This window comes from Paenibacillus anseongensis, from assembly GCF_009757995.1.
GTDB lineage: Bacteria > Bacillota > Bacilli > Paenibacillales > NBRC-103111 > Paenibacillus_E > Paenibacillus_E chondroitinus.
This window is the reverse complement of record NZ_WSEM01000020.1, coordinates 377,359-401,968: the sequence shown is the minus strand read 5'-3', so window position 1 is coordinate 401,968 and position 24,610 is coordinate 377,359. Positions and strand designations below refer to the sequence as shown.

The 24,610-nt window shown below is 46.7% G+C and carries 25 protein-coding genes; 22 read left to right on the top strand and 3 right to left on the bottom strand.

Annotated features, from left to right (window positions below):
* Window positions 1-55 precede the first annotated feature (55 nt).
* The 14 genes from GON05_RS25585 (at window position 56) to GON05_RS25520 (ending at window position 11,511) form a co-directional block, all read left to right on the top strand.
* Window positions 56-514 (top strand): Dps family protein, encoded by a 459-nt coding sequence (locus GON05_RS25585; protein WP_127458389.1) that lies wholly within the window; start codon window positions 56-58, stop codon window positions 512-514.
* A 100-nt stretch (window positions 515-614) separates the two neighbouring features.
* Window positions 615-791, top strand: coding sequence for a hypothetical protein (locus tag GON05_RS25580; RefSeq protein ID WP_157323045.1), 177 nt, complete (start codon window positions 615-617; stop codon window positions 789-791).
* Between the two features lie 115 nt (window positions 792-906).
* On the top strand, window positions 907-1,476 hold the full coding sequence (locus tag GON05_RS25575; RefSeq protein ID WP_309492841.1) for a DUF1802 family protein: 570 nt from the start codon (window positions 907-909) through the stop codon (window positions 1,474-1,476).
* 166 nt (window positions 1,477-1,642) lie between these two features.
* Window positions 1,643-2,473, top strand: coding sequence for a Fe-S cluster assembly ATPase SufC (gene sufC / locus GON05_RS25570; RefSeq protein ID WP_127458391.1), 831 nt, complete (start codon window positions 1,643-1,645; stop codon window positions 2,471-2,473).
* 57 nt (window positions 2,474-2,530) lie between these two features.
* On the top strand, window positions 2,531-3,826 hold the full coding sequence (sufD, locus tag GON05_RS25565; protein ID WP_157323042.1) for a Fe-S cluster assembly protein SufD: 1,296 nt from the start codon (window positions 2,531-2,533) through the stop codon (window positions 3,824-3,826).
* Window positions 3,823-5,049, top strand: a complete 1,227-nt coding sequence (locus GON05_RS25560) for a cysteine desulfurase (RefSeq protein ID WP_157323040.1) — start codon at window positions 3,823-3,825, stop codon at window positions 5,047-5,049. Before sufD ends, GON05_RS25560 begins: the two co-directional genes overlap by 4 nt.
* Entirely contained in the window at window positions 5,036-5,470 is a 435-nt protein-coding gene (gene sufU, locus GON05_RS25555) for a Fe-S cluster assembly sulfur transfer protein SufU (RefSeq protein ID WP_127458394.1), read from the top strand. Before GON05_RS25560 ends, sufU begins: the two co-directional genes overlap by 14 nt.
* Window positions 5,471-5,536: 66 nt before the next feature.
* Window positions 5,537-6,934, top strand: a complete 1,398-nt coding sequence (sufB, locus tag GON05_RS25550) for a Fe-S cluster assembly protein SufB (RefSeq protein WP_127458395.1) — start codon at window positions 5,537-5,539, stop codon at window positions 6,932-6,934.
* A 160-nt stretch (window positions 6,935-7,094) separates the two neighbouring features.
* Window positions 7,095-8,204: a C40 family peptidase gene (locus GON05_RS25545; RefSeq protein ID WP_157323038.1), complete on the top strand. Its 1,110-nt coding sequence runs from the start codon at window positions 7,095-7,097 to the stop codon at window positions 8,202-8,204.
* A 118-nt stretch (window positions 8,205-8,322) separates the two neighbouring features.
* Window positions 8,323-8,544: a hypothetical protein gene (locus tag GON05_RS25540; protein WP_127458397.1), complete on the top strand. Its 222-nt coding sequence runs from the start codon at window positions 8,323-8,325 to the stop codon at window positions 8,542-8,544.
* Window positions 8,541-9,272, top strand: coding sequence for a hypothetical protein (locus GON05_RS25535; protein ID WP_181646714.1), 732 nt, complete (start codon window positions 8,541-8,543; stop codon window positions 9,270-9,272). Before GON05_RS25540 ends, GON05_RS25535 begins: the two co-directional genes overlap by 4 nt.
* Window positions 9,273-9,278: 6 nt before the next feature.
* The gene (locus tag GON05_RS25530; RefSeq protein WP_181646713.1) at window positions 9,279-10,475 is read left to right on the top strand and encodes a glutathionylspermidine synthase family protein; all 1,197 of its coding nucleotides are present in this window, start codon (window positions 9,279-9,281) and stop codon (window positions 10,473-10,475) included.
* A complete protein-coding gene (locus GON05_RS25525; RefSeq protein ID WP_246239422.1) occupies window positions 10,472-11,125 on the top strand; it encodes a hypothetical protein in 654 nt (217 codons plus the stop codon). Before GON05_RS25530 ends, GON05_RS25525 begins: the two co-directional genes overlap by 4 nt.
* Complete coding sequence (locus tag GON05_RS25520) at window positions 11,122-11,511, top strand: DUF350 domain-containing protein (protein ID WP_127458400.1); 390 nt, start codon at window positions 11,122-11,124, stop codon at window positions 11,509-11,511. Before GON05_RS25525 ends, GON05_RS25520 begins: the two co-directional genes overlap by 4 nt.
* Window positions 11,512-11,518: 7 nt before the next feature.
* Here the strand turns inward: GON05_RS25520 and GON05_RS25515 are convergent, their stop codons facing one another.
* From GON05_RS25515 to GON05_RS39800, 3 genes are read right to left on the bottom strand one after another with little or no spacing between them, the layout of a single operon-like run.
* Complete coding sequence (locus GON05_RS25515) at window positions 11,519-12,562, bottom strand: HD-GYP domain-containing protein (RefSeq protein WP_157323036.1); 1,044 nt, start codon at window positions 12,560-12,562, stop codon at window positions 11,519-11,521.
* A 46-nt stretch (window positions 12,563-12,608) separates the two neighbouring features.
* A complete protein-coding gene (locus GON05_RS25510) occupies window positions 12,609-13,673 on the bottom strand; it encodes a ThiF family adenylyltransferase (RefSeq protein WP_309492835.1) in 1,065 nt (354 codons plus the stop codon).
* Between the two features lie 21 nt (window positions 13,674-13,694).
* Complete coding sequence (locus tag GON05_RS39800) at window positions 13,695-14,396, bottom strand: molybdenum cofactor biosynthesis protein (RefSeq protein ID WP_181646712.1); 702 nt, start codon at window positions 14,394-14,396, stop codon at window positions 13,695-13,697.
* Window positions 14,397-14,525: 129 nt separating this feature from the next.
* On the opposite strand from GON05_RS39800, the gene GON05_RS25500 reads away from it, so the two are divergent.
* The 8 genes from GON05_RS25500 to ytvI all read left to right on the top strand — a co-directional run bounded on the left by GON05_RS25500 (window position 14,526) and on the right by ytvI (window position 24,578).
* Window positions 14,526-14,996 carry a molybdopterin-binding protein gene (locus tag GON05_RS25500; protein ID WP_157323034.1) on the top strand — a complete coding sequence of 157 codons (471 nt, stop codon included), beginning with the start codon at window positions 14,526-14,528 and terminating at the stop codon, window positions 14,994-14,996.
* On the top strand, window positions 14,993-16,441 hold the full coding sequence (locus GON05_RS25495) for a bifunctional metallophosphatase/5'-nucleotidase (protein WP_157323032.1): 1,449 nt from the start codon (window positions 14,993-14,995) through the stop codon (window positions 16,439-16,441). The genes GON05_RS25500 and GON05_RS25495 overlap by 4 nt, the downstream gene beginning before the upstream one ends.
* Window positions 16,442-16,544: 103 nt before the next feature.
* On the top strand, window positions 16,545-17,360 hold the full coding sequence (locus GON05_RS25490) for an undecaprenyl-diphosphate phosphatase (RefSeq protein ID WP_127458405.1): 816 nt from the start codon (window positions 16,545-16,547) through the stop codon (window positions 17,358-17,360).
* 116 nt (window positions 17,361-17,476) lie between these two features.
* The gene (locus tag GON05_RS25485; protein ID WP_157323030.1) at window positions 17,477-18,610 is read left to right on the top strand and encodes an HD-GYP domain-containing protein; all 1,134 of its coding nucleotides are present in this window, start codon (window positions 17,477-17,479) and stop codon (window positions 18,608-18,610) included.
* Between the two features lie 65 nt (window positions 18,611-18,675).
* A complete protein-coding gene (locus GON05_RS25480; protein WP_157323028.1) occupies window positions 18,676-20,904 on the top strand; it encodes an MMPL family transporter in 2,229 nt (742 codons plus the stop codon).
* A gap of 118 nt (window positions 20,905-21,022) precedes the next feature.
* Window positions 21,023-22,150, top strand: coding sequence for a radical SAM/CxCxxxxC motif protein YfkAB (gene yfkAB, locus GON05_RS25475; protein ID WP_157323026.1), 1,128 nt, complete (start codon window positions 21,023-21,025; stop codon window positions 22,148-22,150).
* Between the two features lie 29 nt (window positions 22,151-22,179).
* A complete protein-coding gene (locus GON05_RS25470) occupies window positions 22,180-23,517 on the top strand; it encodes a hemolysin family protein (protein ID WP_157323024.1) in 1,338 nt (445 codons plus the stop codon).
* Window positions 23,518-23,531: 14 nt separating this feature from the next.
* Window positions 23,532-24,578, top strand: coding sequence for a sporulation integral membrane protein YtvI (ytvI, locus tag GON05_RS25465; protein ID WP_157323015.1), 1,047 nt, complete (start codon window positions 23,532-23,534; stop codon window positions 24,576-24,578).
* Window positions 24,579-24,610: the final 32 nt, after the last annotated feature.

Sequence of the window (24,610 nt, the reverse complement as noted above, 5' to 3'; positions counted from 1 at the left end):
ACGCACAGTAACGTGTACATGCTCTACCGACAACAACAACAAGGAGGCATTTCTTATGGCAACTACGACCTTAACATCAGCTCAATCCATCCAAACCATTCTCAATAAGCAAATTGCCAATTGGGGTTTGCTTTTTGTGAAGCTCCATAACTTCCATTGGTATGTAAAAGGCAATCAATTTTTCACGCTGCACGTCAAATTCGAGGAGCTGTACAATGAAGCGGCTCTGCACATTGATGAACTTGCGGAACGTCTTCTTTCCATTGGCGGCCAACCTGCAGCAACCATGAAAGCCTATATTGAACTATCCTCCTTGAAAGAAGCGCAAGGAACCGAAACAGCAACCAAAATGGTTGAAGCTGTGATCGAAGATTTCACGATTCTCACCCAAGAGTTAAAAGCCGGTATGCAGGCTTGTGAAGAAGTGCAGGACGAAACGACTTCGGACATGCTGTTAGCCATTCAGACTTCGCTGGAAAAACACCGCTGGATGCTGCAATCTTTCCTGGGGTAGGTTCAAATTACCAACCTCTTTACAATTTCTTTAACCTGAAAAAACATGAGCCTAACGATACTTCGTTATACTGGTACCAAATTCGCTTTCGGAGGATCTTATGATGATGAAAATCCTGAATGTGCTGCTGGTAATGGCCGCGTGCTTTTTCTTGTTATTCATGGCTTTCGAGGCGGAGTCTCCCGGGAAGAATCAAGACCCAAATCCGATGAAACAGAATCAAACACAGTTTGCCCGTATACAACAATCGTATTACGCCGAAGATGTAAATAAGTAGACTTAGGGATGGCCTGAGAGCCATCCCTTTCTTTTCGTCCTTCAAGGTGTGTTGTTTTGCTTCTCCAAATTCCTTATAATAAATGGATTATTGGGTGAACAAGGAGTTGGCGTCGGTGGAAAAACCAAAAGCCCTGAAAGAATGGGCTTCGGCTATCAAAGCACTGGAAGACGGCACACAAATTTTTATTATGCGCAAAGGGGGTATTGTTGAAGAAACGAGGGATTTTCAAGTCGAATCGAATGATTTTTTTCTTTATCCTACTTACGAGCACCAGAGAAAAGAGTTACTCAAGGAAAATTATCGCAATGTGATTGACGAAACCTTGGCCCTCTGGAGTGCGCAGGATGATCAAGTCACAATCCGTTCGTATGCCCGGATGATCGAGGATATTGAGATTAATGATGGAGAGCTGCTGAATAAGCTGTATCCCTATCACATTTGGACGGAAAATTTCACGGAAGAAAGATTGAAGTGGAAACGTAAAAATCCGCTGCATCTCATGCTTTTAAGAGTGTATAAACTGACAGAACCTTTACATATTCCAATTGAGGAAGCCTATATCGGCTGTAAATCATGGATTGCGCTTGGGGCCGAAACACCGCCCGAATCCTCGTTGATACCGGTTTTGAGCGATGAGGATTTTGCTGCACAGGTTGCTGAAATCAAGCAAACTTTGTCGTAAGAAAATGGTTGCATTTTCACAGAATGCCCATCTTTTTCAAGCAATTGCCCTTTCTTGATTTGACATAGTAAGTTATAATAGAATTATTCTAATGAGAATCAATGATAATCATTTTTATGATTATTGTTTATCTAGAACATTTAAACATTATGGAGGCTTAATGAAAATGGCAAACTCACCAACATTTACAATAGACGGTCTTAGAGCGAACGTCGAAGGAAAGGAAATTTTGAAAGGGCTGAGCCTTGAGATTAAAGGCGGAGAAGTTCATGCCATCATGGGACCGAACGGTACTGGTAAAAGTACGCTTGCATCCGCGCTGATGGGTCACCCGAAATATGAAGTGACAGAGGGTTCCGTTACTTTAGACGGGGAAGATGTTTTGGAAATGGCGGTTGACGAGAGAGCACGCGCTGGCTTGTTCCTGGCTATGCAGTATCCAAGTGAAATCACTGGCGTAACGAACGCTGACTTCTTGCGCAGTGCAATCAACGTGCGTCGCGGCGAAGGCAACGAGATCTCCCTGATCAAGTTTATCCGCCAAATGGAAGCGAAAATGAAACAGCTTGAAATGAACCCTGAGTTCATGCACCGTTATTTGAACGAAGGTTTCTCCGGCGGTGAGAAAAAACGTAACGAAATCCTGCAAATGCTTTTGCTTGAGCCTAAATTCGTTATTCTTGACGAAATTGACTCCGGTCTGGATATCGATGCTTTGCGTATCGTTGCTGAAGGCGTTAACGCTATGCGCAGTGAAGAACGCGGCTTCTTGATCATTACGCATTACCAACGTTTGCTGAACTATGTTAAACCTGATTTTGTACATGTTATGATGCAAGGTCGCATCGTGAAGTCCGGTGGTCCAGAGCTAGCTGAGCGTCTGGAAGCGGAAGGTTACGATTGGATCAAAGAAGAACTCGGCATCGTGGACGAAACAGTTGGCCAAGACGAGGAAGAATTCAAAATCCCAATGAACACGACTGCGCCGAAGTACTAAAGAGAGGAGAGACTTTGATCTTAGGGTCAAAGGTCCTTATATATTAGGAGGAATACCATGAGTACTCAAACACAACTTTCCATAGATTCTAATGCTGTCATCGAGCTCTCCCGCGGCAAGCAGGAGCCGGAATGGATGACTGCCCTTCGTACAGAAGGGTTGGCATTAGCGAATTCTTTGGAATTACCTACGCTTGAAAAGACAAGAATTGATCGTTGGAGCATTTCCTCCTACGGTTCCTATAAAACGCAAGCCCCTTTGACTTCCCTTGAATCTTTACCGGAAGTTGCCCAAGGTCTGACAAATTCAGATAACCTGATCGTTCAACGCAACTCCGGAGTTGTGTTCAGCCAGGTTTCCGAAGAACTCAAGAAGCAAGGTGTTATTTTCACTGATTTGGAAACGGCGATTCGTGACCATGCCGATCTAGTGAAGCCTTACTTCATGAAAGCTGTCGAAGCGAACGAAAATCAATTGACAGCTTTGCACGCTGCGCTTTGGAACGGTGGTATTTTCATCTACGTGCCAAAAGACGTTCGTGTGGATGTTCCGCTTCAAGCGTTGTTTGTTACGGATGATGCTGAAGCTACATTCGCTCCGCACGTGCTGATCGTTGCAGAGCAATTCAGCTCTGTTTCATACGTGGATAACTTCGTATCCTCCCTATCTGGAGCTGAACTCGTACAAAACGGTATCGTTGAAGTATTTGCGAAGCCGGGTGCACGCGTAAATTACGCATCCGTTCACAACTTTGAAGAGTCCGTTACGGACTTAACATACCGCCGCGCTATCCTGGATAATGATGCTAGCATCGCGTGGGTAGTTGGAGAAATGAACTACGGGAATACCATGTCGGATACGACGTCTATTCTTAAAGGCAAAGGTTCCGACTCCGATGCCAAGGTGATCTGTGTGGGTACGCAAGAGCAGAAGCTTAACTTAACGACACGCGCTGTTCACTGGGGCAAAGCTTCCACGAGCGATATGATTACGCGTGCTGTTATGCGAGATGGCGCAACGGCAATCATCAACGGGATTACGAAGATCGAAAAAGGAGCTCAAGGCTGTAACGGTCAACAAACGGAGAAAGTGTTGATGCTTAGCCCGAAAGCTCGTGGAGACGCGAACCCGATCCTTCTCATCGATGAGGATGATGTTAAAGCAGGCCATGCTGCGAGTGTTGGTCAAGTAAATGCAGAGCAAGTGCATTACCTGATGTCCCGTGGTATTACCAAAGAAGAAGCTCAGCGCTTAATCATTTACGGATTCTTGGCGCCAGTCGTTTCCGAAATTCCGATTAAAAGCGTTGAAGAACAGCTGCAAAGCTTAGTGGAGAGGAAGCTGGGACAATGAAAACAGCCGAGATACGTGAACTTTTTCCCATTCTAAAACAAGAAGTGAACGGTCATCCACTGGTGTATTTGGACAGCGCTGCTACATCCCAGAAGCCCATTCAGGTGATTGAGGCACTCAAGCATTATTATGAATGGGACAATGCGAACGTACATCGCGGTGTTCATACCCTAGGTTCCCGGGCAACAGATGCGTACGAAGGAGCACGAGCGAAAGTCGCTAAGTTCATCGGCGCATCCAGCGAGCAAGAAATTATTTTCACCAGAGGCACGACAACAGCCATCAATATTGTGGCAAGCAGCTACGCCAAAGCGGTATTGCGTGAAGGCGACGAAATCGTTCTTACGCCAATGGAACATCACAGTAATTTGATTCCATGGCAGCAAGCCGCTAAGGCAACAGGCGCCACTTTAAAATATATTCCTTTACAGCCCGACGGATCGATTTCCCTGGCAGATGTAGAGAACACAATTACAGACCGCACCAAGATCGTTTCGGTTGTTTATGTGTCTAACGTGCTGGGGGTTATCAACCCTGTCAAAGAAATCGCCCAAATTGCCCATAAACACGGCGCAAAGATGGTGGTTGACGGCGCACAAAGCACTCCGCATATGAAAGTGGATGTGCAGGATTTGGATTGCGACTTTTATGCGCTTTCCGGACATAAAATGTGTGGACCAACCGGAATTGGGGCATTGTATGGCAAGAAGGCTTTGCTCGAAAACATGGAGCCCGTTGAGTTTGGCGGCGAGATGATCGACCATGTGGATCTGTATGAATCGACATGGAAGGAACTGCCTTGGAAGTTCGAAGGCGGAACGCCAATCATCGGAGGGGCTGTTGCCCTTGGCGCGGCGATTGATTTCCTGCAAGAAGTCGGCATGGACAATATTTTCAAACATGATATTCAGCTCACGAATTATGCGATGGAACGTATGACGCAGATCGAAGATCTGACTGTCTATGGACCAACTAGCAATCGTGCGGGACTTGTTACGTTTAACTTGGGTGATGTTCATCCACATGACGTGGCAACGGTTCTGGATGCAGAGGGAGTAGCTATTCGTGCAGGCCATCACTGCGCTCAGCCTCTGATGAGATGGCTTGAAGTAAGCAGTACGGCTCGTGCCAGCTTTTATCTATACAATACAGAAGAAGATATTGACCGTCTTGTGATGGCCTTACAAAAAACAAAGGAGTACTTCGGCCATGCAATTGGATGATTTATACCGTAGAGTCATTATGGATCACTATAAAACTCCTCGTAACCGGGGGAAATTTGAGTCTGGTGAAGCGGTCACCATCGATCTGAACAATCCAACTTGCGGTGACAAAATTTCACTGCAAATGTTGGTGGAAGACGGTGTCGTGAAACAGGCAAAATTCACAGGTGAAGGCTGTTCGATCTCGCTGTCTTCCGCATCCATGATGACGGATGCCGTCAAAGGCAAAACGATCGAAGAGGCGCTGAAGATGGCCGAAGATTTTTCTGGCCTGATGAAGGGCGAATCTGTTGAATTTGAATATGAAGATATAGAGGCTCTATCCGGGGTGAATAAGTTCCCGGCGCGGATCAAATGCGCAACCCTGGCATGGAATGCACTTCGCAAAGGTATTGAACATACCCAAAAGACCGATAACTAACGCATTTCGCGATCGCATAGAACTTGTTATTGATCTGTAAACCATAACGCTAAGGAGGAAATAACCATGGCAAAACAAATGCCAGATCTCGAAGATTATAAGTATGGTTTCCGAGATGAGCACAAATCTATTTTCCAGTCGGGAAAAGGTTTGACTCGTGAAATCGTTGAAGAAATCTCCAGAATGAAGGGCGAGCCGGATTGGATGCTGGAGTTCCGTCTGAAATCCTTGGAGCAGTTCTTCAAAATGCCAATGCCTCGTTGGGGCGGCAACATGGATGATCTTGATTTTGATGACATCCAGTACTATGTGAAACCGTCCGAGAAACAAGGGAAAACATGGGAAGAAGTTCCGACTGAAATTAAAGAAACATTCGATAAGCTAGGTATTCCGGAAGCCGAGCAAAAGTTCCTTGCCGGCGTTTCCGCGCAATACGAATCCGAAGTTGTTTACCACAGCATGCAAAAGGAACTCGAAGATCAAGGCGTTATCTTCACAGATACGGATACTGCTCTTCGTGAACACCCTGAGCTGTTCAAAAAATACTTCGGTACCATCATCCCGCCTAGCGACAACAAATTCGCTGCTTTGAACAGTGCGGTATGGTCCGGTGGTTCCTTTATCTACGTACCAAAAGGCGTTAAATGTGAAGTTCCGTTACAGGCTTACTTCCGTATTAACTCCGAGAACATGGGTCAATTCGAGCGTACATTGATCATTACGGATGAAGAAAGCTTTGTGCACTACGTAGAAGGCTGTACAGCTCCTATCTACAGCACAAACTCCCTTCACAGTGCGGTTGTTGAGATCGTATGTCTCAAAAACTCCCGTGCTCGTTATACAACGATCCAAAACTGGGCACCAAACATCTACAACCTCGTTACCAAACGTGCAGTTGCAGAAGAAGGCGCTACAATGGAGTGGGTCGATGGTAACATCGGTTCCAAGCTGACTATGAAGTACCCGGCAGTTGTACTCAAAGGCCGCGGCGCGAAAGGGATGGTTCTTTCCATCGCTGTAGCCGGCAAAGGACAACACCAAGATGCAGGGGCGAAAATGACGCATCTGGCTCCGGATACAACATCAACGATCGTATCCAAATCGATCTCCAAACACGGCGGTAAAGTAACATACCGCGGTCTGGCTTCCTTCGGACGCAACTCCCAAGGTTCCAAAGCGAATATCAAATGTGATACGTTGATTCTCGATAACGAGTCAACATCCGATACAATCCCTTACAATGAAATCATGAACGATAACATTACGCTTGAGCATGAAGCTACGGTATCCAAGGTTTCTGAGGACCAATTGTTCTACCTCATGAGCCGTGGTTTGACGGAAGCAGAAGCAACGCAAATGATCGTTATGGGCTTCATTGAGCCATTCACCAAAGAACTTCCAATGGAATATGCCGTGGAAATGAACCGTCTTATCAAGTTCGAGATGGAAGGTTCGATCGGTTAATTTTGACGAAGCGTACCCGATGTATCGGGTACGCTTTTTTTGTGCGTCTGCTTTCCAACAAGCTCCATGCATTTCTAGACGTGACTAACGTATATTTATTTCCCGCAATTCTCACCCTATAGAGGATCATAATGTGTCCCTAAAGGAGAGAAGTGAAGGTATGTGGAAAAGGCTGAAACTTGCAGCAATCGGGAGTATGGCTGTCGTCCTTGCGACAACAACAGCTTGTGGGAAGGATAATGCGGCCCCTAATCACTCAGCACCAACGCCGAACGGAGTGACACAATCAGGTGCAGGCACAGCGATGCCGCACAGCTTGTCGCAAGCAGGTAACGGAATAACGAAATTAGGCAATGACGATGCTGTTTTACCCATTAAAATGATCAACAATGTCAAATATGTAGCAGCCAATCAACTCATTCAAACTTTGAAGTTTCGATCCGAGTGGGAAGCAGGAGCACAGAAGCTGCTAATCGGCGATAATGACGCGAGTTTTGAATTATCGGCCAATTCCAAAAAGGCGATGAAAGACGGAGCAGAAATCCATGTAGGAGAGCCTTTCGTCAAAGAAGGCGATGCCCTCTACTTGCCGGTCTCGGCCATAGCGGACTTATTCCAAGACGAGATGTCGTATGATGTTAGCGGCAATCAATTAAACATACATCCCTCGCACGGTGCTCAGCTTGAGAATGAAGATTCTCCTGACCCTAGCGCGGATATCCCTGAGCTTGCATTTGCAGACGATCCGAATGATCCTTTCAAAGACAACACAACGTATGGAACGAACCCAGCCTCATTGGGAATACAGCTCAACGACGATCTACAAGTGTGGGCATCTTCCGAAGAGAAAGCTATTCCCGTTCTGAAAAATATCAACATTAATGCGTTGATTAGTAAAGGTGAGCAGTACGAAGGGGTTAAATATAAATTTGGCACAGGGCCTTATCCTCAAACCGGAAAATTTGATTGCTCAACGTTTACCCAATACGTGTATGGTAAATACAGCGTTAAACTTCCAAGATTGGCGCGTGAACAAGCAGGTGTGGGGAATTTGGTTAGCCGCAAATCTTTGCGGAAAGGGGATTTGATGTTTTTCTATGTCCCCGGCCGCTTCAAAACAAATAAAAAGGTAGGGCATGTAGGAATCTATATTGGTGGCAAGAGAATGCTCCATGCCTCCCCGGAACCGAAGAACGGCGTTCAGATCAGTAATATCGATAAAGCGTACTGGAAAAAAACATTTCTGCGAGCAAAACGTGTTGTAACTTAAAGCTTTCAAGTCTATCCTTTAGGGGTAGGCTTTTTTTATTTTTGGCTATTATGAAACAAAAGGCTGGTTCATGCGTTTTATCTAATAGGAAGTCATCGATGAAGGAGGAGGAAACCGAATGACAATTACACTTTTCGAAAAATTGGCCGATGGACAGCTTTTGAAAATTAGTGAGCGTCCATGGGATGAAAAGCTGATGCAGGCTTTAGATGCAGCGAATTATGTGCTCATTGGCGGCAAGGAATATGAAATGATTGAAGGAAGACTGAATTTAGATTTGAATGTGTTTGAGCTTCTATTGGTTGCAATTGGTTCTGAAGGGGGAGGGAACAAGCAGTGAAAAGACCGCTCAAGGTATTTTCAGCTTCGATAAGTCTGGTATTAGTCGGACAACTGCTGCTGTTGCCAGTTAATGCCGCGGAGACGCCGGCACCGAACACAGCCTCTTCTAAGCTGGTCGAATGGTCGACCGATGAAGTGAAAGCTTATTTTGACCCAGCCGTTGACTGGAATTTACCTGTTCCTCCGACTGCAGGCACAGCATCGCCATCACCTTCTCCAACACCGACGGCAGGCAGCGGTTCAACAGGAGGCGGCACAGCCCCTATCGTTGTTAATAACTATGGTGGAGGAGGCAGCGGGTTTGGATGGGATGATCTTCTGCTATATCATCTGATTTTCAACAGCCCAAGTCCTTATTCCTCAAGCAGCTGGGGGAGCAGCCACCGTTCTTATTACTATCGTTCTAATACCCCTTATGTGACAAAAACATATCAACCAAGCTCGTTCTCCAATCGATCAACGACCAAAGCACCAACGACATCAAGCGGAACGGGAACCTTTACCACCAATAAGTCATCTTCATCTAACACGAAATCCGGGACTACAGGAAGTACAAAAAGTACAGGTAGTACAGGAAATGTAGGAAGCACAGGGAATACAGGTTCCGTAAGCAGCTCCGGCACGAGCAGCGGCACAACTTCAGGCTCGAAATCGACATCAACTTCAACTGGCAGCATTGGCGGCAAATCGAGCGGTTTCAGCTCCTCTTCCAGCTCAGGGGGTTAACACACTGTGGTATTCGAAGTCATAGGCACGCCAGCTCCGGATAGAGAGCATCGCGTTCAACAACTATATGAGCTTGGCTTCACATGGGCTAATCTGGAAGATGAAGCGTACTGGATTGATCAGTTAGTCCTGATGGAACAATCAACTTATAAAGAGCTAATTCTCGCGGCAAATTTTTTGTGGCGCGTCTTTGATAAAGCTGTTCGTTACGTGAAAGGGAACAGGTTGTTATACCAGCAGCTTTCGATTCCCGAAGTGCTTTGGGATGGACTTGATCGGCTGGAACTGAATGACATAGGGGCTATAAGCCGTTATGCAAGATTTGATTTCACCGTGGATCAGCAGGGCGGAATCAAGCTCTTAGAGCTAAATGCAGACACTCCTACCGGCTATGTGGAAGCAGCAATTGCGACACCATGGTTGTGTGAGCAAAAAGGTTACGCCTCCCCGAACACGGAGATGAAGGACCTGGTGCGTGCTGCATGGGCCATTGAGGCGCCCGATTTCGCAGCATGTATTGCCTATGGTCAGCATGCCGAGGATACAGGAACAATTGAGGCGCTCGTTGCTCATAGCGGGAGAAATATGACGTGTGTCGATTGTCTGGATTTGTGGATTGACGAGGGAATCGTTAAGGTCGGAGAACAACAAAACATTTCCCGTATGTTCGCGCTGTATCCAAAAGAATGGATGGGTGTTGATGACGGGGGAGAGGCGCTCTCTTATGCGATTGAAGAACAATTCATCGAATTGTTTAATCCTTTGCATGCGGTTATCTTGCAATCCAAAGGGCTGCAAGCCATTGTCTGGAGATTACACACGGATAACGCAGCGTTGTTCACCGCGGATGAGCATAAAGCGATAGCTGCTTATATGCTGCCTACCTTTTTTTTACCAGAGTTGTCGGGGAATTATGTGTCCAAATCGATGTTTGGAAGAGAAGGAGGCTCCGTTGAGCTTTACGACGCTGAGGGGGAGCTTGAGGTCAAAGACGAAGTCGGCTTTGATACCAGTGTCTTTTTTAAACGTATCTATCAGCAAAGAGCTGACTTGCCTGAGTTAACTTTTACTCATGGAAATAGGCATTTATTAACGGGGTTGTTTGTATTGAACGGAACACCTTGTGGACTGTTAGGGCGAGCCGGCGGGAAAATTACAGGCAATGCAAGTCAATTTGTACCGATTGGAGTGAAAATACCTTGAAACAAAGACGATTCTGGCTGATGGCGTCAATTGTCCTGGTCGTCATTCTGATGATCTGGGGCATTAGCAGCCTGTTCAATAAGAAGCCTTCTGTCTTAAGCAAACCGGCTGTTGGAAGCTCGGCAGCGACAAATGTTAGCGGCATGAATGGCGATGTACCTTGGGATTATCAGGTGCAGCAAGCAAAAGTCGGGGATTTGCTCGACGGAGATATGGTTTTGCTGCCGAACAACGAGCGCATATCGAATGATCAGAACTTTGCAACCGGTGATCAAATCTATGTGCTTAGCTATATGCAGGCAACGATGACAACGGACAGCCAAGGGAAAAACGATGTGACACTTTCGCAATGGAAACCGATTAAGACGTTCAAAACCAAGGAAGAAGCTGATAAAGATTTGGCAGAACTGAAAGTTGAAATTAAGACGGATGTGAAGCTGATCGGTGTTTATAAAACGGAGCTGGATGGCAAATTCCGCTATTTCGCAGTGGCTGATCTGCCGACAGGGCAAAAGGTGAAACAGCCAATCCCGGAGGATCGTTATGCAAACTTTAAAAACAAGAAGGAAGTTCAGGTTATTTTAGAGGAAGTTCACGATTACAGCAATTATGATCAATCTATGGCGAAGTTCCGGGGGTGGGCAGAATGATAGTATTAAATATTGTGATCAGTTTATTTGTCATAGTCCTGCTGCAATTTGCGGGGATGTATGTCTTTAGTTTAATGACGCCCTACCGCGATATGGAAGAAATAAACAAAGGAAATGTAGCCGTCGGAATTACAATGGGCGGTAAATTTGTAGCAACTGCCATCGTGCTGGCGATTGCCGCATATAGCAATTCATCGATCTGGCACATGAGCTTGTGGTTTGCGGTAGGTTACGTCTGTTTGTTAGCGACTTATTGGGTTTTTGATTGGTTAACGCCTGGCGTGAAGCTATCCGATCAGTTAAAAGACGGCAATGTAGCCGTCGGTACATTGCTGGCTGCCGTCTATATCGGTATTGCACTAGCAATAAGCTCTCTAATCATCTAAAGAGCGGCTAAATTGCAATGGTTGCAATTTCGACGTCTCTAAGCTGCGAAAGATCCAGGAATTGATTATTGATTTTGATTAGCGGACGGAAAAAGTCGGTAGGATTGGTCAATACGATTGTACCGACTCGTCCGTCGCTAAGGGACACTTTTTTCCCAATAAAGTTAGGAATCATGTTGCGAATAAATACCTGCGTGATTTTCGGATCAAGCTGTCCGAAGCTCATCCGGTGAAGCTCCTTAAGAACGAACAAGAGGTCACGCTTATCTTGGTACACGCGCTTGCTGATCATAGCGCTATAAACGTCTGCAACGGCAACAATGAGTGAATAAGTATGTATTTCCGTGTTTTTTTTGCGTAACGGATAGCCATTGCCGTCCAAGCGCTCATGATGTTGTAAAGCTACCAGCGCCAGAGTGTTGTCCTTCAAAGAGTTTTTGATGATTTCGTACCCGTAGATGGTATGTTTTTGAATCTCATTGAACTCGTCATTCGTTAGCTTGCCAGGTTTAGATAAGATTTCCTGTGGAATTTTACACTTTCCTACATCGTGCAAATAGCCGGCTTTGCCAATGGTAAGAGCTTCTTTTTCACTTTTGTTCATCCATTTGGCAATATAGTAGGAGAGCATACCGACTTGTACACTATGCTGAAAAGTGTAATCATCCTGGCTGTTTAAGGAAAGCAGCAAGGAAACGACGTCATTTTCTTCCTCAAAGCTCGCAATTAAGGGATTGAAAGCGGATTCTATCATCTCGTTGGAAAGAACATCCCCGCTTTTAGCAGAGTGGAATATGTCTTTGATGCCAGAAATGCAATCATGAAAAGAATTAATTTGAGCCGGCTTTACTTTCGGTGATTCTGCCGGCTCACTTTCTCTTTCGTTAACCCTCGGCGCAATATCCACATATTCCACATTATGGCGATTAAGCATCAAGATGTCGCCCGCATCAACCACGGTACCTGCTGATAGAAGATGAAGTCCTTTTGTATTGTAGGAATCGGAAATCAGTTTATCACCAACAATTAGTTGAAGTACGTGTATATGCATTGAAATTCCTCTCCCAGTCCTATATTCGTGTAGGTATATTGTAATACTACATCCCTATATAACGGCTGTAAAGACTTTTGGCTTGAATTAAATCTTCTGTTCCTTGAACAAGGACGCGACCATCTGGGAAAATAACCATATACAAATCTGGGCCAGCCTGGAATTTCAAGAGGAACCGGTTTCGCTCAACCGAGCCTAGCGGTTTCAAGCGCTCTTCCCAGTATTCAAGCGGCTTGGCAGCCGGATTAACAGGATGGATCTGAACCGAATTACGACCGCATAAGGATTGAATGGTGTCGCTGTCTATGTCAGTCTCCAAGTAGTCGTACTGCTTGCTCGCACAGGCAGGGCAATCCGCTTTTAGGGCGCTGGTCACGTTAATCGCGGAGTGCTGATTGAACCAAAGGTCCCATTGCTGCATCCGGAGATTCAGCTGCTCAGTAGCGCCAACTAGTAGTTTAAGAGCTTCAGTTGCTTGGAACGAAGCAACGACATGGATAATTCCGCCTATGACGCCTGCTGTATCGCAGGTTTCTGTCGTGCCCGCAGCGGGAGCTTGGGTGAACAAACAACGCAGACATGGCGTTTGTCCTGGAAGAATCGTCAAAGAGACGCCTCTTGAAGCAACAGCACCGCCATAAATCCAGGGAATACCCAATTTGATACTCACATCATTGATAAGGAAACGGACGGAGAAATTATCGGTACCGTCTAGTATTAAATCTACATCCCCTAACAAGTCTTCAGCATTCGTGGCGTTGAGATCCATGACATGAGGTTCGATTGTGACCAGGGAGTTGACTAACTGCAATCGTTTGGCTGCTGCAATAGCCTTGGGAGTCATTGTCGCCGCATCTTCTTCGTCGTACAACATTTGCCTTTGCAAATTGCTTGCTTCTACAAAATCGCGATCAATCAAGCGAACATATCCAACCCCGGCGCGCACCATATGATTGGCAAGCACTGTACCAAGAGCGCCCATACCAACGATGGCGACACGGCTGCCGATTAGTTTGCGCTGTCCTTCCAGACCGATAGGGGAGAACAGCACTTGTCTTGAATAACGCGTATCTACACCATTTTCCTGCTCCGTATATAAAAAGGTATCCACGTAAGTCATCTCCGATTTCATCTATTCCTTATTTGTTATTTGAAGCGGGTTCCAGGGGCCTGTTTGACTGCCCTTCCATTCCGATCCATCTTCCCAAATTTCTTTTTTCCATATGGGTACAATTTGTTTCAATCGTTCTATGGCGTAGCGGCTTGCTTCGTAGCAGCTTTCCCGGTGAGGGGAAGAAACGGCAATCACGACGCTGGCTTCCGCAATCGCCACCTTGCCCAGTCGGTGGGTAATCGCACTAAGCGTTCCCGGCCAACGGTCGGCTATTTCTTGACCGATTGCTTCCATTGTTTTGATCGCCATAGGCACATAGGCTTCATACTCCAAGAGGACTGTGCGCTGCCCATGCGTCATCTCTCTCGTAGTCCCAATGAAGAGGAGCGAAGCCCCATGATTGGGATGGTTGACTTTGGCGGCAACTTGTCCGGCATCTATCGAGTCGTAGGTTATTTCATATAAGGTGGGCTGCCCTCCGGACACAGGCGGTATGAGAGCAAGCTCATCAGCAGAAGTGACCCAATCGGTCTCGCCTGCGTAAGCTTGATTTTTAGCGAAGAAACATGTTTGCAGCTGTGAAGCTGCGGCCGGATTCTTATCCGTGATCAGTTTTCTAAGATCCTCAATGGAGATGGCATCTTGGTCAATCGTTATATGTAGGACGGAAGTCCCGAAAAGCTCAACAAGTCCTGCGAAAAGTTGGATGTTTATATTCACAATTTTGCTCCTAAATGCTTAGTGTGAGATTCCCTTACAGCATATCATATTTTGACCAAGGAATGGTATAATGGATAGGGCCTTGGGAAAAGCAAAATGAGCTTATGGGATGAAAGGAGAATGGTCAGGATGCAAGTAGATTTACGCATACAAGTGTCAGACCCCCATCTAACAAATGAAACATTTACTGTACAAGAACTCGTTGATCTGGCGGAGATGAAATTGGCGCTTGAGGACCGTGTTCCGAACGTTTCAGGGGATGCCTTTGAATTAAAAGCCTGGTACCGCAGTTGGAAAACCAGTCGTGGCGGACAAGCTGAAGGCGAGCCTACGCATGTAAAGGTCGAAGCCGTTGATGAATTTCAGGCGTTAATGTCGTGGTCGGAAGTAGACTCAGCTCTAATTCTCTACGCTCAAGACGATGAACCCTTGAAGAAGGGGTACCCGATTCGCCTGTATGTGCCGGATGGAAGCAGTGAATGCCTCAATGTCAAAAGCGTTGTACATATCTGGTTTCTACATGATGCTACACTAGGCCAAGAAGCCACCTTTGGATTTAAAAATAAAGTAACACTCGATGAGTTGAAAATTAAAAAATGAGACGACTCCTGATTTTACATACGAATGATTTGCACAGCCATTTTGAGATGATGCCCAAAATTAGCGCCTATTTTAATCAAGCCCGCCGGAACTGGCCCTCCGATCAAGTGTTGACGCTGGATATTGGCGATCATATGGACCGGATGAGTCCGGAGACAGAAGGCACCAATGCCATTGCCAATGTGGAGATTATGAACGCAACCGGCTATGATGCGATGGTGCTTGGCAATAACGAAGGGCTGACGTTTACGCCGGACTTTTTAAGAAATGTTTTCAAAGAGAATGCGCGTTTTCCTGTTCTTGGAAGTAATATTTACGAAAGAGCAACCCACTTGACGCCAGATTGGCTGCTGCCTTCTTTGATAATTGAAAAGTCCGGTTTGAAGATCGGAATTATCGGCGTAACAGCGGCTTATCCGGCTTATTATGAGCTGCTCGGTTGGGATGTGACAGATCCTTACGAAGCAGTGAAGACTCTCACGGAGCAGCTGCGTCCGCACACGGACCTCATCGTGGTCATGTCGCATCTCGGTCTGCCGATGGATCGGCGCCTAGCGGAAGGCATCGAGGGCATCGATGTGATCCTTGGCGGCCACACACATCATGTCCTGGAGGAGCCGCTCCTGATCAGCGGCACCTATCTGGCTGCGGCCGGCAAGTTCGGGCAGTATGCCGGCCACATCGAGCTGGCCTACGATCCGGCGCAACGCCGGATCGCCCAGTTCCAGAGCCGCGTCGTCCCGATGACGACGGGCAGCGAAGATGACAGCAGCGTAGCCGCGCTGCTGGACCGCTTTCGCATCGCCGGCGCAGCGGCGCTGGACGAAGAAGTGGCGCAGCTGCGGGAACCGCTGCGCCTGGATTGGTACGGCGAATCCCCGCTCGGCAACTTGCTTGCCGCTGGGATTCGCCGCTGGACCAGCGCCGATATCGGGCTGGTCAACAGCGGCCAGCTCCTTCAGGGACTGAAGGAGGGGCGCTTGACGCGCGGCAGATTGCTGGACATCTGCCCGGGGCCGATCAACCCGTGCCGCATGCTGCTTAGCGGCGCGGACTTGCTGCAGGCGCTGGAGGAGTCGCTGCTGCCTGAATTCATGGAGAAGCCGATTCGGGGACTCGGCTTCCGGGGCGAAGTGCTGGGCGCGCTTAGCGTCGACGGTCTCACGGTCGAGTGGGACAGCTCCCGCGCGCCTAATGAACGTATCCTCGCCGTGCATGTAGGCGAGGAGCTCTTGGACCTTGGCCGTGACTATGTCGTGGGCACGATCGATATGTTTACGTTCGGATCGGGCTACTTATCCTTAAGTCGAGGGAAAGACGTGGTTTACATGCTGCCGGAGTTTATCCGTGACGTGCTGGCCCGCGAAGTGACGGATCGTGAGGCGATGGCAGACAGTCACAAAGCAAGATTTATTGACAAAATGTCCTTCGATGCAAGGGGATAGATTCGCGCATTTCGTCAATAAAGTTGTCAGATCGTACATGTTCCAAGTAAAATAAATAATTGGACAGGAGTCCGACCATAAATTCTACCTTTAGGGGGAAACCATGCATACTATTTTTGAAGCGATCATTATCGGGATTGTAGAGGGATTGACCGAGTTTTTACCGGTATCCTCAACAGGACATATGATTTTGGCGCAAAGTTTGCTCAACACGCAAAACGACGAAGTGATGAAAACCTTTGATTTTGTGATTCAGCTTGGGGCCATTATGGCTGTCGTCATTATTTATTGGAAACGAATCTTATCGCTGTTTGGCTTGGTGAAAAGAAAAAGCGAGAGCAGAAGCGGGAAAAAACTGAATCTGCTGCATATTCTGATCGGTATTATTCCTGCTGGAGTCGTCGGCGTATTGTTTAATGATGTTGTGGATGAGAAGTTGTTTAATTCAACGACGGTTGTAATCGGACTTATTCTTGGCGGTATTTTGCTCATTATTGCAGAGCAGAAGAAAGGGAGACCGAGCACTGAGGTATTGGATGACTTAACTTACCGCCAAGCCTTCTTTATCGGCTTATGGCAGCTTGTGTCAATCTGGCCAGGATTCTCTCGTTCCGGTTCCACGATTGCAGGGGGGATGCTTTCCGGCGTTAGCCGCGCGGCGTCTGCTGACTTTACGTTTATCATGGCGATCCCAATCATGTTCGGAGCTTCCGGCGTCTACTTTTTGAAAAACTATGAAGCTCTTTCTTCCAATGACTTCGCATTTTTCGCAGTAGGGTTTGTAGTAGCTTTCATCGTAGCTCTATTAGCGGTTGTTTCTTTCATTAAGTTTGTCCAAAACATGAAATTGACCTATTTTGCCTACTATCGTTTCGCAGTAGCCATTGTATTTGCTCTTTATATGTTTTTAAGTAAATAGTCTTTGAAATAAAGTAGCGAACCGCGTCGAAAGATGCGGTTTTTTATGTTGAACTTTTAGGTGAAATCTATTACATTTAGATAGATAATAACGTTCAGCTACTCGGGGGTCCTTACATGCTGTTAATGCCGATCAACAAGTGTCATCCTGGAATGAGGCTGGCAAAGAATATTTACAACGAAGATGGTATGGTTTTGCTCGCTGTTAACGTTGAGCTGACACAGAGACTAATCGATCGGCTATTTTCATATGGTATCGACTATATTTATATCGCAGATTCCCGGACTGATGACGTTATTCAAGCCGATATTATTCAAGATGAAACGCGAAGCAAAGCTATTCATGAAATTCGGCATACCTTTAAGAAGGTTATGGAAGATTCGAACAAACGTGGAGCTGTTAGCTATTACGATATCGGACGTAACTTCCGTGATGTAATGAACATGATTATTGATGATCTCAGTGCTCATCAAGGTGCAATGGTCATGTTAAACAACATGAATATCAAGGATAATTATTTATTCCAGCATTCAGTGAATGTTAGTATATATGCGATCATGCTCGGCATTAGCTATGGATACAGCCGTGAAAAGCTGGAGACGCTTGGACTTGGCGCTTTGCTTCATGATATTGGAAAGACCAAAATTCCGCTAGGCATCCTGCGCAAGCCTTCTCAGTTGACTAGTGATGAATTCAAGGAGATGAAAAATCATACCACGTATGGTTTTCAAATTCTGAAGGATGAACCGAACATCCCGTTGCTGTCAGCGCATTGTGCTCTGCAGCATCACGAACGGATAAACGGAAGCGGATATCCGCGAGGTCTGCAAGGTCCGGATATTAATGAGTTTGCGAGATGGATCGGCTTAGTGGATTCCTACGACGCTATGACAACTACGCGTGTATATCGCAGGCCGTTATTGCCTCATGAAGCGATGGAACAACTTTTTGCAGGTTCAGGCACGATGTATGATCAAAGTCAAATTGCTTTATTCCGCGATAAAATTGCCATCTACCCGCTTGGCATCACTGTGAAATTGAACACAGGCGAATTCGGGATTGTTTCCAAATTAAACTTAACGGTTCCACAGAGGCCGGTCGTTCGCATCCTGCAGGATGAAACAGGCAGAGAACTCAAAGAGCCGTATGAAATCGATCTCTCCATCAAGCATTCCATCCTCATTTCCGAAATCGGTGAAATTAAAATCGAAGAACTCGACACGGAATCGGGTATGCCAACCCTACTTTGAGATAAAATAAAAGATAACAAACATGAAGAACCTGGGATCCCAGGTTCTTTTTGCAGATCAGGGGGATGTGTGTGAGAGAATCAGCGGTGAAAGGGAAATTTTGGAGATGGGGATACGCCATGCACCGTTATCGCTGGCTAGTCCTTACGCTTTGCGTGCTATTGTTCCTTAGTTTCGCGCTATTTGCACAGAAAACACCCGGCATACTCAAAGATAATGGTTTTACGCCAAAAGGAAGCGAGTCGGATCTCGGTCTCATCCAACTGCGGGATGAGCTTGGTGTGCCTCTTACGACGATCAATCTGGTTTATACAGGGGATGGCCTCGATATGACCAAGCAAGAGCAGCAGATGGCGATCATGGATTCTCTCAGTGAATTAAAAAAGCTGCCCTATGTAGAAAATGTGAATTTCGTTGCTGCACCTAGAAATGAAGGGCATTTAAATGTTCAGGCTGTGAACGTTTCGCTGGATTTGGACACGGACCCGGCACTGGAGAAATACCCCGAGTTGAAGGAACGGGTGCAACCTCCCGCTGGCATGAAGGTTTATGTAACCGGGGGACCTGCTATTTTGCATGACATGCAGGAAGCGAGTAAACATGATATTGCCAAATCGGAAGCCATTGGCCTGCCCATCGCGCTTATCGTATTGTTAATTGTTTTTGGAACGTTAGTCGCGGCGCTTCTGCCAATGATCGTGGGACTCATGAGTGTTACTCTCACGCTCGGGATTACCTATTTTATCGCCCAGCATCAGTCCTTATCGAATTTTCTTCCCAATATGGTGACGATGTTGGGACTAGCCGTAGGCATTGATTATGCCTTGTTCCTGGTTAGCCGTTTCCGGGAGGAACTGAAGGTTCAACCTAATGTGGCTGAAGCTGTGGCAATGACTTGTCAGACCGCCGGGAAATCTATTTTCTTCTCCGGCATTGCGGTACTGATTGGATTATTAGGCATGCTGTTCGTGGATCTCACGTTTTTTCGCTCCCTGTGTTTAGGCGGGATCATTGTCGTCTCCATATCTGTTGTTGTCGCCAACACGATGCTGCTTGCGCTGCTGGCGGTGCTCGGCAAGCGAATTAATTCGCTTCAGGTGCTGCCTAAGCGCTTCCGGAAGCAGGAATCTTCCCAATTCTGGGAAAAGATGGCTTATGGTGTGATGAAACGCCCGGTTCTGCTTGTCATTCTGGTTGGGGGCGCTTTGATCTATGCGATGACCCCCATTGGTCAGATGAAGTTGAGCGTGCCTAACGCCGAGGTGCTGCCTCCTAACTATGAGTCGCGCTACGGATCGGACTTGCTTAAAACGACTTATGATCCTCGGATGACGGGACCCATCCAAATCGTCGTACATACAGGTGATGACATATGGGCAGAGTCTGCAATTCGTCAAGTTCGGACGTACGGCGATAAAGTAAAAGGCGTTTCAGGCGTAAAAGAGGTTCAAAGCTACCTCACCTCGTTAGGACAACATACGGATGCAGAATTAGCCGGCATGCTGAAGGCTCCAGGAGTTAAAGAGCAGATCGAAGGGGCCAAGCTGGCAAAGGGACATACGGCGCTGCTCGTTGTTGTGCCTGAGAATGACCCGGATGATCCTTCGACGGACGGGCTTGTACGGAAACTTCGGTCCTTGGAGCGGGAGGGTCTGGATGTGGCCGTCACTGGCGGACCGGCTTACCGGCTGGATATCATCGACCGCATTCAAGATGAAATACCTTACGTGCTCACTTTTGTCATGGGGATTACGTATTTCGTCCTTCTGATTGCCTTCCGGTCCATTCTGCTGCCTCTGAAGGCTGTCCTTATGAATATGCTAAGTCTAGGGGCGAGCCTAGGATGTGTGGTTTTAGTGTTTCAGCACGGTTATCTGGCAGATTTGCTGCATATCACATCCATTGGTTATGTCAGCGCAACGCTGCCGGTTATTATTTTTTGCGTGGTGTTCGGCATCTCGATGGATTATGAAGTTTTCTTAATCTCCCGCATTATGGAGGAATATGAAGCGAGCGGAGATAATGACAAGAGTACAGCGGAGGGGCTCAAAAAAACAGGCAGCTTGATTACAAGCGCTGCTTTTATTCTGGTTGTAGTCGTCGGTTCGTTTATCTTCACAGATATAGAAATCATGAAGGCGCTAGGTCTAGGTCTTGGCCTCGCGGTCCTCATTGATGCAACGATTGTTCGCGTCATGCTCGTTCCCGCTTTGATGAAGCTGCTTGGCAACGCGAACTGGTGGGCACCGAAGTGGCTGCGGGTGAAATCGCCGATTCCAGCGGAGAAACCGTAGCGAATGACAAGTTGGTTTCCTTTTTTTCGCATCATAAGTTACAATAAAGGGCATAGGTATAGGCATGATAAGAACAAAATGCAAGTGAATAGGAAATGATAGGTCAGGTGTGAACAGCATGAATATGAATGAAACACGCTCCTTTTTACCGGAGCTAACTCCCGCTTATGACCCTTGGGACCCGATTCGGTCTTATCGGCAATACGGGAAACACGTACTTACTAGTGTAGAGTTGACGATTACCAATCTGTGCAATATGCGCTGTGAGCATTGCGCGGTAGGCGATTCGTTAACGATGACGGAAGGGCCACGTATTCCCTTACCCGTTATTTTGAATAAGCTGGATCAGGTAGAGCATTTGGAGACAATCAGTTTGACAGGCGGAGAGCCTTCGTATCACATTAAGATTGTCAAAGATTACATGCTGCCCATCCTTAAATATGCACGGGAGCGGGGAATTCGTACCCAAATCAACTCGAACTTGACGCTCGACTTGGAGCGATATGAACTGCTTGCTCCGTATCTAGATGTTATGCATATCTCCTTTAATTACTTGAATGCTGATGATTTCCACCAAGTCGGTTTCGTTAATTCCCAGCATCCGGTAGGCCGTGAAACAGCGGTGCGCATGTATGAACGTATGGTGGACAATACGATAGCGCTAAGCAAAGGCGGATTGTACGTATCGGCGGAATCCATGATTAACACGCGAACGCATGAGAAACTTCCGCAAATTCACAAGCTGATTGATGAAATGGGCTGCAAACGGCATGAGGTTCATCCGATGTATGCGAGCTCTTTCGCTTCCCACTTGCCCATGGTTTCACTAGACGAGTTAAGAAGCAGCATTCATCGCTTGCTGGACAATAGGAATCGCGATATGTGGATGCTATTCGGCACACTGCCGTTTTTTGCTTGCAATGAGCTCGAAGAGGACCGATTACTGGTTAAAAGGCTTCGCGAAGAACCAAATGTCACGGTCCGGAACGATCCGGATGGACGAAACCGCTTAAATGTGAGCACATTTACCGGCGAGGTGTTTGTCACCGATTTTGCGAATGAACCGCCTCTGGGCAATATCCATGATGATCACTTGGATACGATTTTTGCAAGATGGGAGCATAATCCCCTGAATCAAAAGGTGAACTGCTTCTGCAGCGCAGCTTCCTGCTGCGGCCCGAACTTGCTGGTGGCCGATTCGTATTATCGTTCCATTGATTTCAAAAGCCGACAAGCTATTATCTAATATCATCTATCTGAAGGAGATATCCGCACTTGCCACATACTTCCTTTGAAATTGGACCTATTGTTCTTAATCTGGTATTAGTAATCATCCTCGTTCTGCTGAACGGTTTCTTCGTTGCTGCTGAATTTGCGCTTGTTAAAGTGCGGCATTCCCGCATTCAGCAGCTGCTCAATGAAGGCAGCAGCAAGGCAAAGTATGCCGACAAGGTTACATCGGAATTGGATACTTATTTGTCAGCTACACAGCTCGGAATTACTTTAGCCTCATTAGGCTTAGGTTGGGTAGGGGAGCCGGCTGTTTCCGAGTTGATCATGGAACCGCTCTTCCACACGCTAGGTTTAGAAGCATCTGTGTACACGCATGCGATATCTTTCATCTTCGCCTTTGGTTTCATTACCTTCCTTCATATCGTGCTGGGGGAACTGGCGCCTAAGTCTTTCGCCATTCAGAAAGCGGAGTTAACCTCCCTGTGGCTCTCAGCACCGCTGCTGTACTTCTATCGCTTGTTTCGTCCGATCATCTGGGTGCTCAATGGCGCGGCCAATAAGTTTTTGTCCTGGATTGGCGTCGAACCTGCAAGTGAACATGAGGCGGCGCATACCGAGGAAGAAATCCGCATTCTGATGGACGAGAGCGTGAAGAGCGGGCATATCGATCAGGATGAAATGGTGCTTTTTGATAACATTTTTGAATTCTCAGAGCGTATAGCAAGGGAGGTCATGCTGCCGCGGACCGATATGGATTGTTTGTATCTGGAAATGAGCTTTATCGAGAACCTGCGGATGGTTCATGAAACGAAGCATACCCGGTATCCCGTCGCTGACGAGGATAAGGATCGAATTGTCGGATTCGTACATATTACCGATTTGTTTACGGCTGATCCTGATGTAGAGCACGAGATTAGCGAATTCATTCGACCTATTTTGAATGTGCCGGAATCGATGGAAGTAAGCCGTGTTTTGAAGCTCATGCAGAAAAAACATTCGCAATTAGCGATTGTTGTGGATGAATACGGTGGTACCGCGGGTCTTCTTACTCTAGAGGACATTATGGAGGAAATCGTTGGCGAGCTGCACGACGAATTCGATATCGACGAACGGCCTGAAGTTGAGGTAAAAGATAAGTATACATCCGTTGACGGGCGTGTGCTCATTGAAGATTTGAACGATATGCTCGATTTGGAGATTGAAGACGAGGATGTAGACTCCATAGGCGGATGGTTATTCAAGAAGCTGGAAGGAGCCCCGGTTAAAGGTAAAAGAGTGGCTTCAGGCAATCATGTTTTTGAAGTTTCTGAGGTAGATCGATTGCGTATTGTACGTATACATATTACAAAAATCAACGTTATAAAGCCTGGAAATGAATAATCGGAGGAATTCCTATGTCGCTTAAGACGACACTAATCATAGTGCTTGGATTGCTGGTCCTATATGGATTATTCACGATAGGGTTACCTTTCCTGCTTGCTTTGGTTACAGCTATCTTTTTGGATCCTCTAACGCTGCTGCTCATGCGAGCTATTAAGGTTAATCGGTTGGTTGCCGCGTCGATCATCAGTACCATTTTTACGCTGCTATTGGTGGCTTTGTTCTATTTCATAGGATTTAATGTCGTGACAGAAGTCATTGAGCTGGGTCGGAAAGCCCCGAATTATATGGACGAAGTCAATAAATATGTCGATCACGCCGTTAGCCAAACGCAGGTGTTCTATGATTCCTTGTCGCCCGAAATGGCGGCTCAGGTGCAAACGTGGGTGGAGCGAAGCACCGAAACGTTAACCGCGACGTTAACGGACATGTTGAGCGGGATTTCCGGATTTTTCCTGAATATGGCAGGTAAAATTCCGAATTTCTTTATCGTTATGATCGTCTACGTCATCGCTTTATATCTGTGCATGTTCAGCTTGCCGAAATTGAGAGTCGCGTTCCTGTCAATGTTCGAGGAGCAGACGAGAGCCAAAATGGAAAATGTCCTTGTGTATTTGCGGGAAGCTATTTTCGGATTCATTCGTGCTCAGCTCATCATGGCGATATTAACGTATTTGGTCACTTTCGTAGGCTTATTGGTGCTTAGAGCGGAATATCCGTTAGCGATCTCTTTACTCGTAATGGTTATGGAATTCGTTCCTGTCATTGGTACGGGGCTGGTGTTCATCCCATGGCTGGGTTATCAGCTGTTAGTTGGGCATACGGGGATGGGAATTGGACTATTGGTCCTGTTCCTGGCCTTGACAATCTTCCGCCGCATTGTGGAGCCTAAGGTGCTGAGCGAAGCAGTAGGGATTAATGCCCTCGCCGCTTTAATAAGCTTGTACATTGGCTTTGAACTGCTGGGCGTAGCCGGGTTGTTCTTGGGACCTTTGGTCGTCATTATCTATCAGGCGATGCGGAAGGCTGGACTTTTGAAATTGAATATTAAGTTGGATTAAAAGCGTGGATGTTTTGCGCTGCGTAACATGAA

Excerpts from the sequence above, each read along its gene's own strand:
- GON05_RS25585 (WP_127458389.1), top strand. The coding sequence starts at position 56 with ATGGCAACTACGACCTTAACATCAGCTCAATCCATCCAAACCATTCTC.
- GON05_RS25580 (WP_157323045.1), top strand. The coding sequence starts at position 615 with ATGATGATGAAAATCCTGAATGTGCTGCTGGTAATGGCCGCGTGCTTT.
- sufC (WP_127458391.1), top strand. The coding sequence starts at position 1,643 with ATGGCAAACTCACCAACATTTACAATAGACGGTCTTAGAGCGAACGTC.
- sufD (WP_157323042.1), top strand. The coding sequence starts at position 2,531 with ATGAGTACTCAAACACAACTTTCCATAGATTCTAATGCTGTCATCGAG.
- GON05_RS25560 (WP_157323040.1), top strand. The coding sequence starts at position 3,823 with ATGAAAACAGCCGAGATACGTGAACTTTTTCCCATTCTAAAACAAGAA.
- sufU (WP_127458394.1), top strand. The coding sequence starts at position 5,036 with ATGCAATTGGATGATTTATACCGTAGAGTCATTATGGATCACTATAAA.
- sufB (WP_127458395.1), top strand. The coding sequence starts at position 5,537 with ATGGCAAAACAAATGCCAGATCTCGAAGATTATAAGTATGGTTTCCGA.
- GON05_RS25545 (WP_157323038.1), top strand. The coding sequence starts at position 7,095 with ATGTGGAAAAGGCTGAAACTTGCAGCAATCGGGAGTATGGCTGTCGTC.
- GON05_RS25540 (WP_127458397.1), top strand. The coding sequence starts at position 8,323 with ATGACAATTACACTTTTCGAAAAATTGGCCGATGGACAGCTTTTGAAA.
- GON05_RS25520 (WP_127458400.1), top strand. The coding sequence starts at position 11,122 with ATGATAGTATTAAATATTGTGATCAGTTTATTTGTCATAGTCCTGCTG.
- GON05_RS25515 (WP_157323036.1), bottom strand. The coding sequence starts at position 12,562 with ATGCATATACACGTACTTCAACTAATTGTTGGTGATAAACTGATTTCC.
- GON05_RS25500 (WP_157323034.1), top strand. The coding sequence starts at position 14,526 with ATGCAAGTAGATTTACGCATACAAGTGTCAGACCCCCATCTAACAAAT.
- GON05_RS25495 (WP_157323032.1), top strand. The coding sequence starts at position 14,993 with ATGAGACGACTCCTGATTTTACATACGAATGATTTGCACAGCCATTTT.
- GON05_RS25490 (WP_127458405.1), top strand. The coding sequence starts at position 16,545 with ATGCATACTATTTTTGAAGCGATCATTATCGGGATTGTAGAGGGATTG.
- GON05_RS25485 (WP_157323030.1), top strand. The coding sequence starts at position 17,477 with ATGCTGTTAATGCCGATCAACAAGTGTCATCCTGGAATGAGGCTGGCA.
- GON05_RS25480 (WP_157323028.1), top strand. The coding sequence starts at position 18,676 with ATGTGTGTGAGAGAATCAGCGGTGAAAGGGAAATTTTGGAGATGGGGA.
- yfkAB (WP_157323026.1), top strand. The coding sequence starts at position 21,023 with ATGAATATGAATGAAACACGCTCCTTTTTACCGGAGCTAACTCCCGCT.
- ytvI (WP_157323015.1), top strand. The coding sequence starts at position 23,532 with ATGTCGCTTAAGACGACACTAATCATAGTGCTTGGATTGCTGGTCCTA.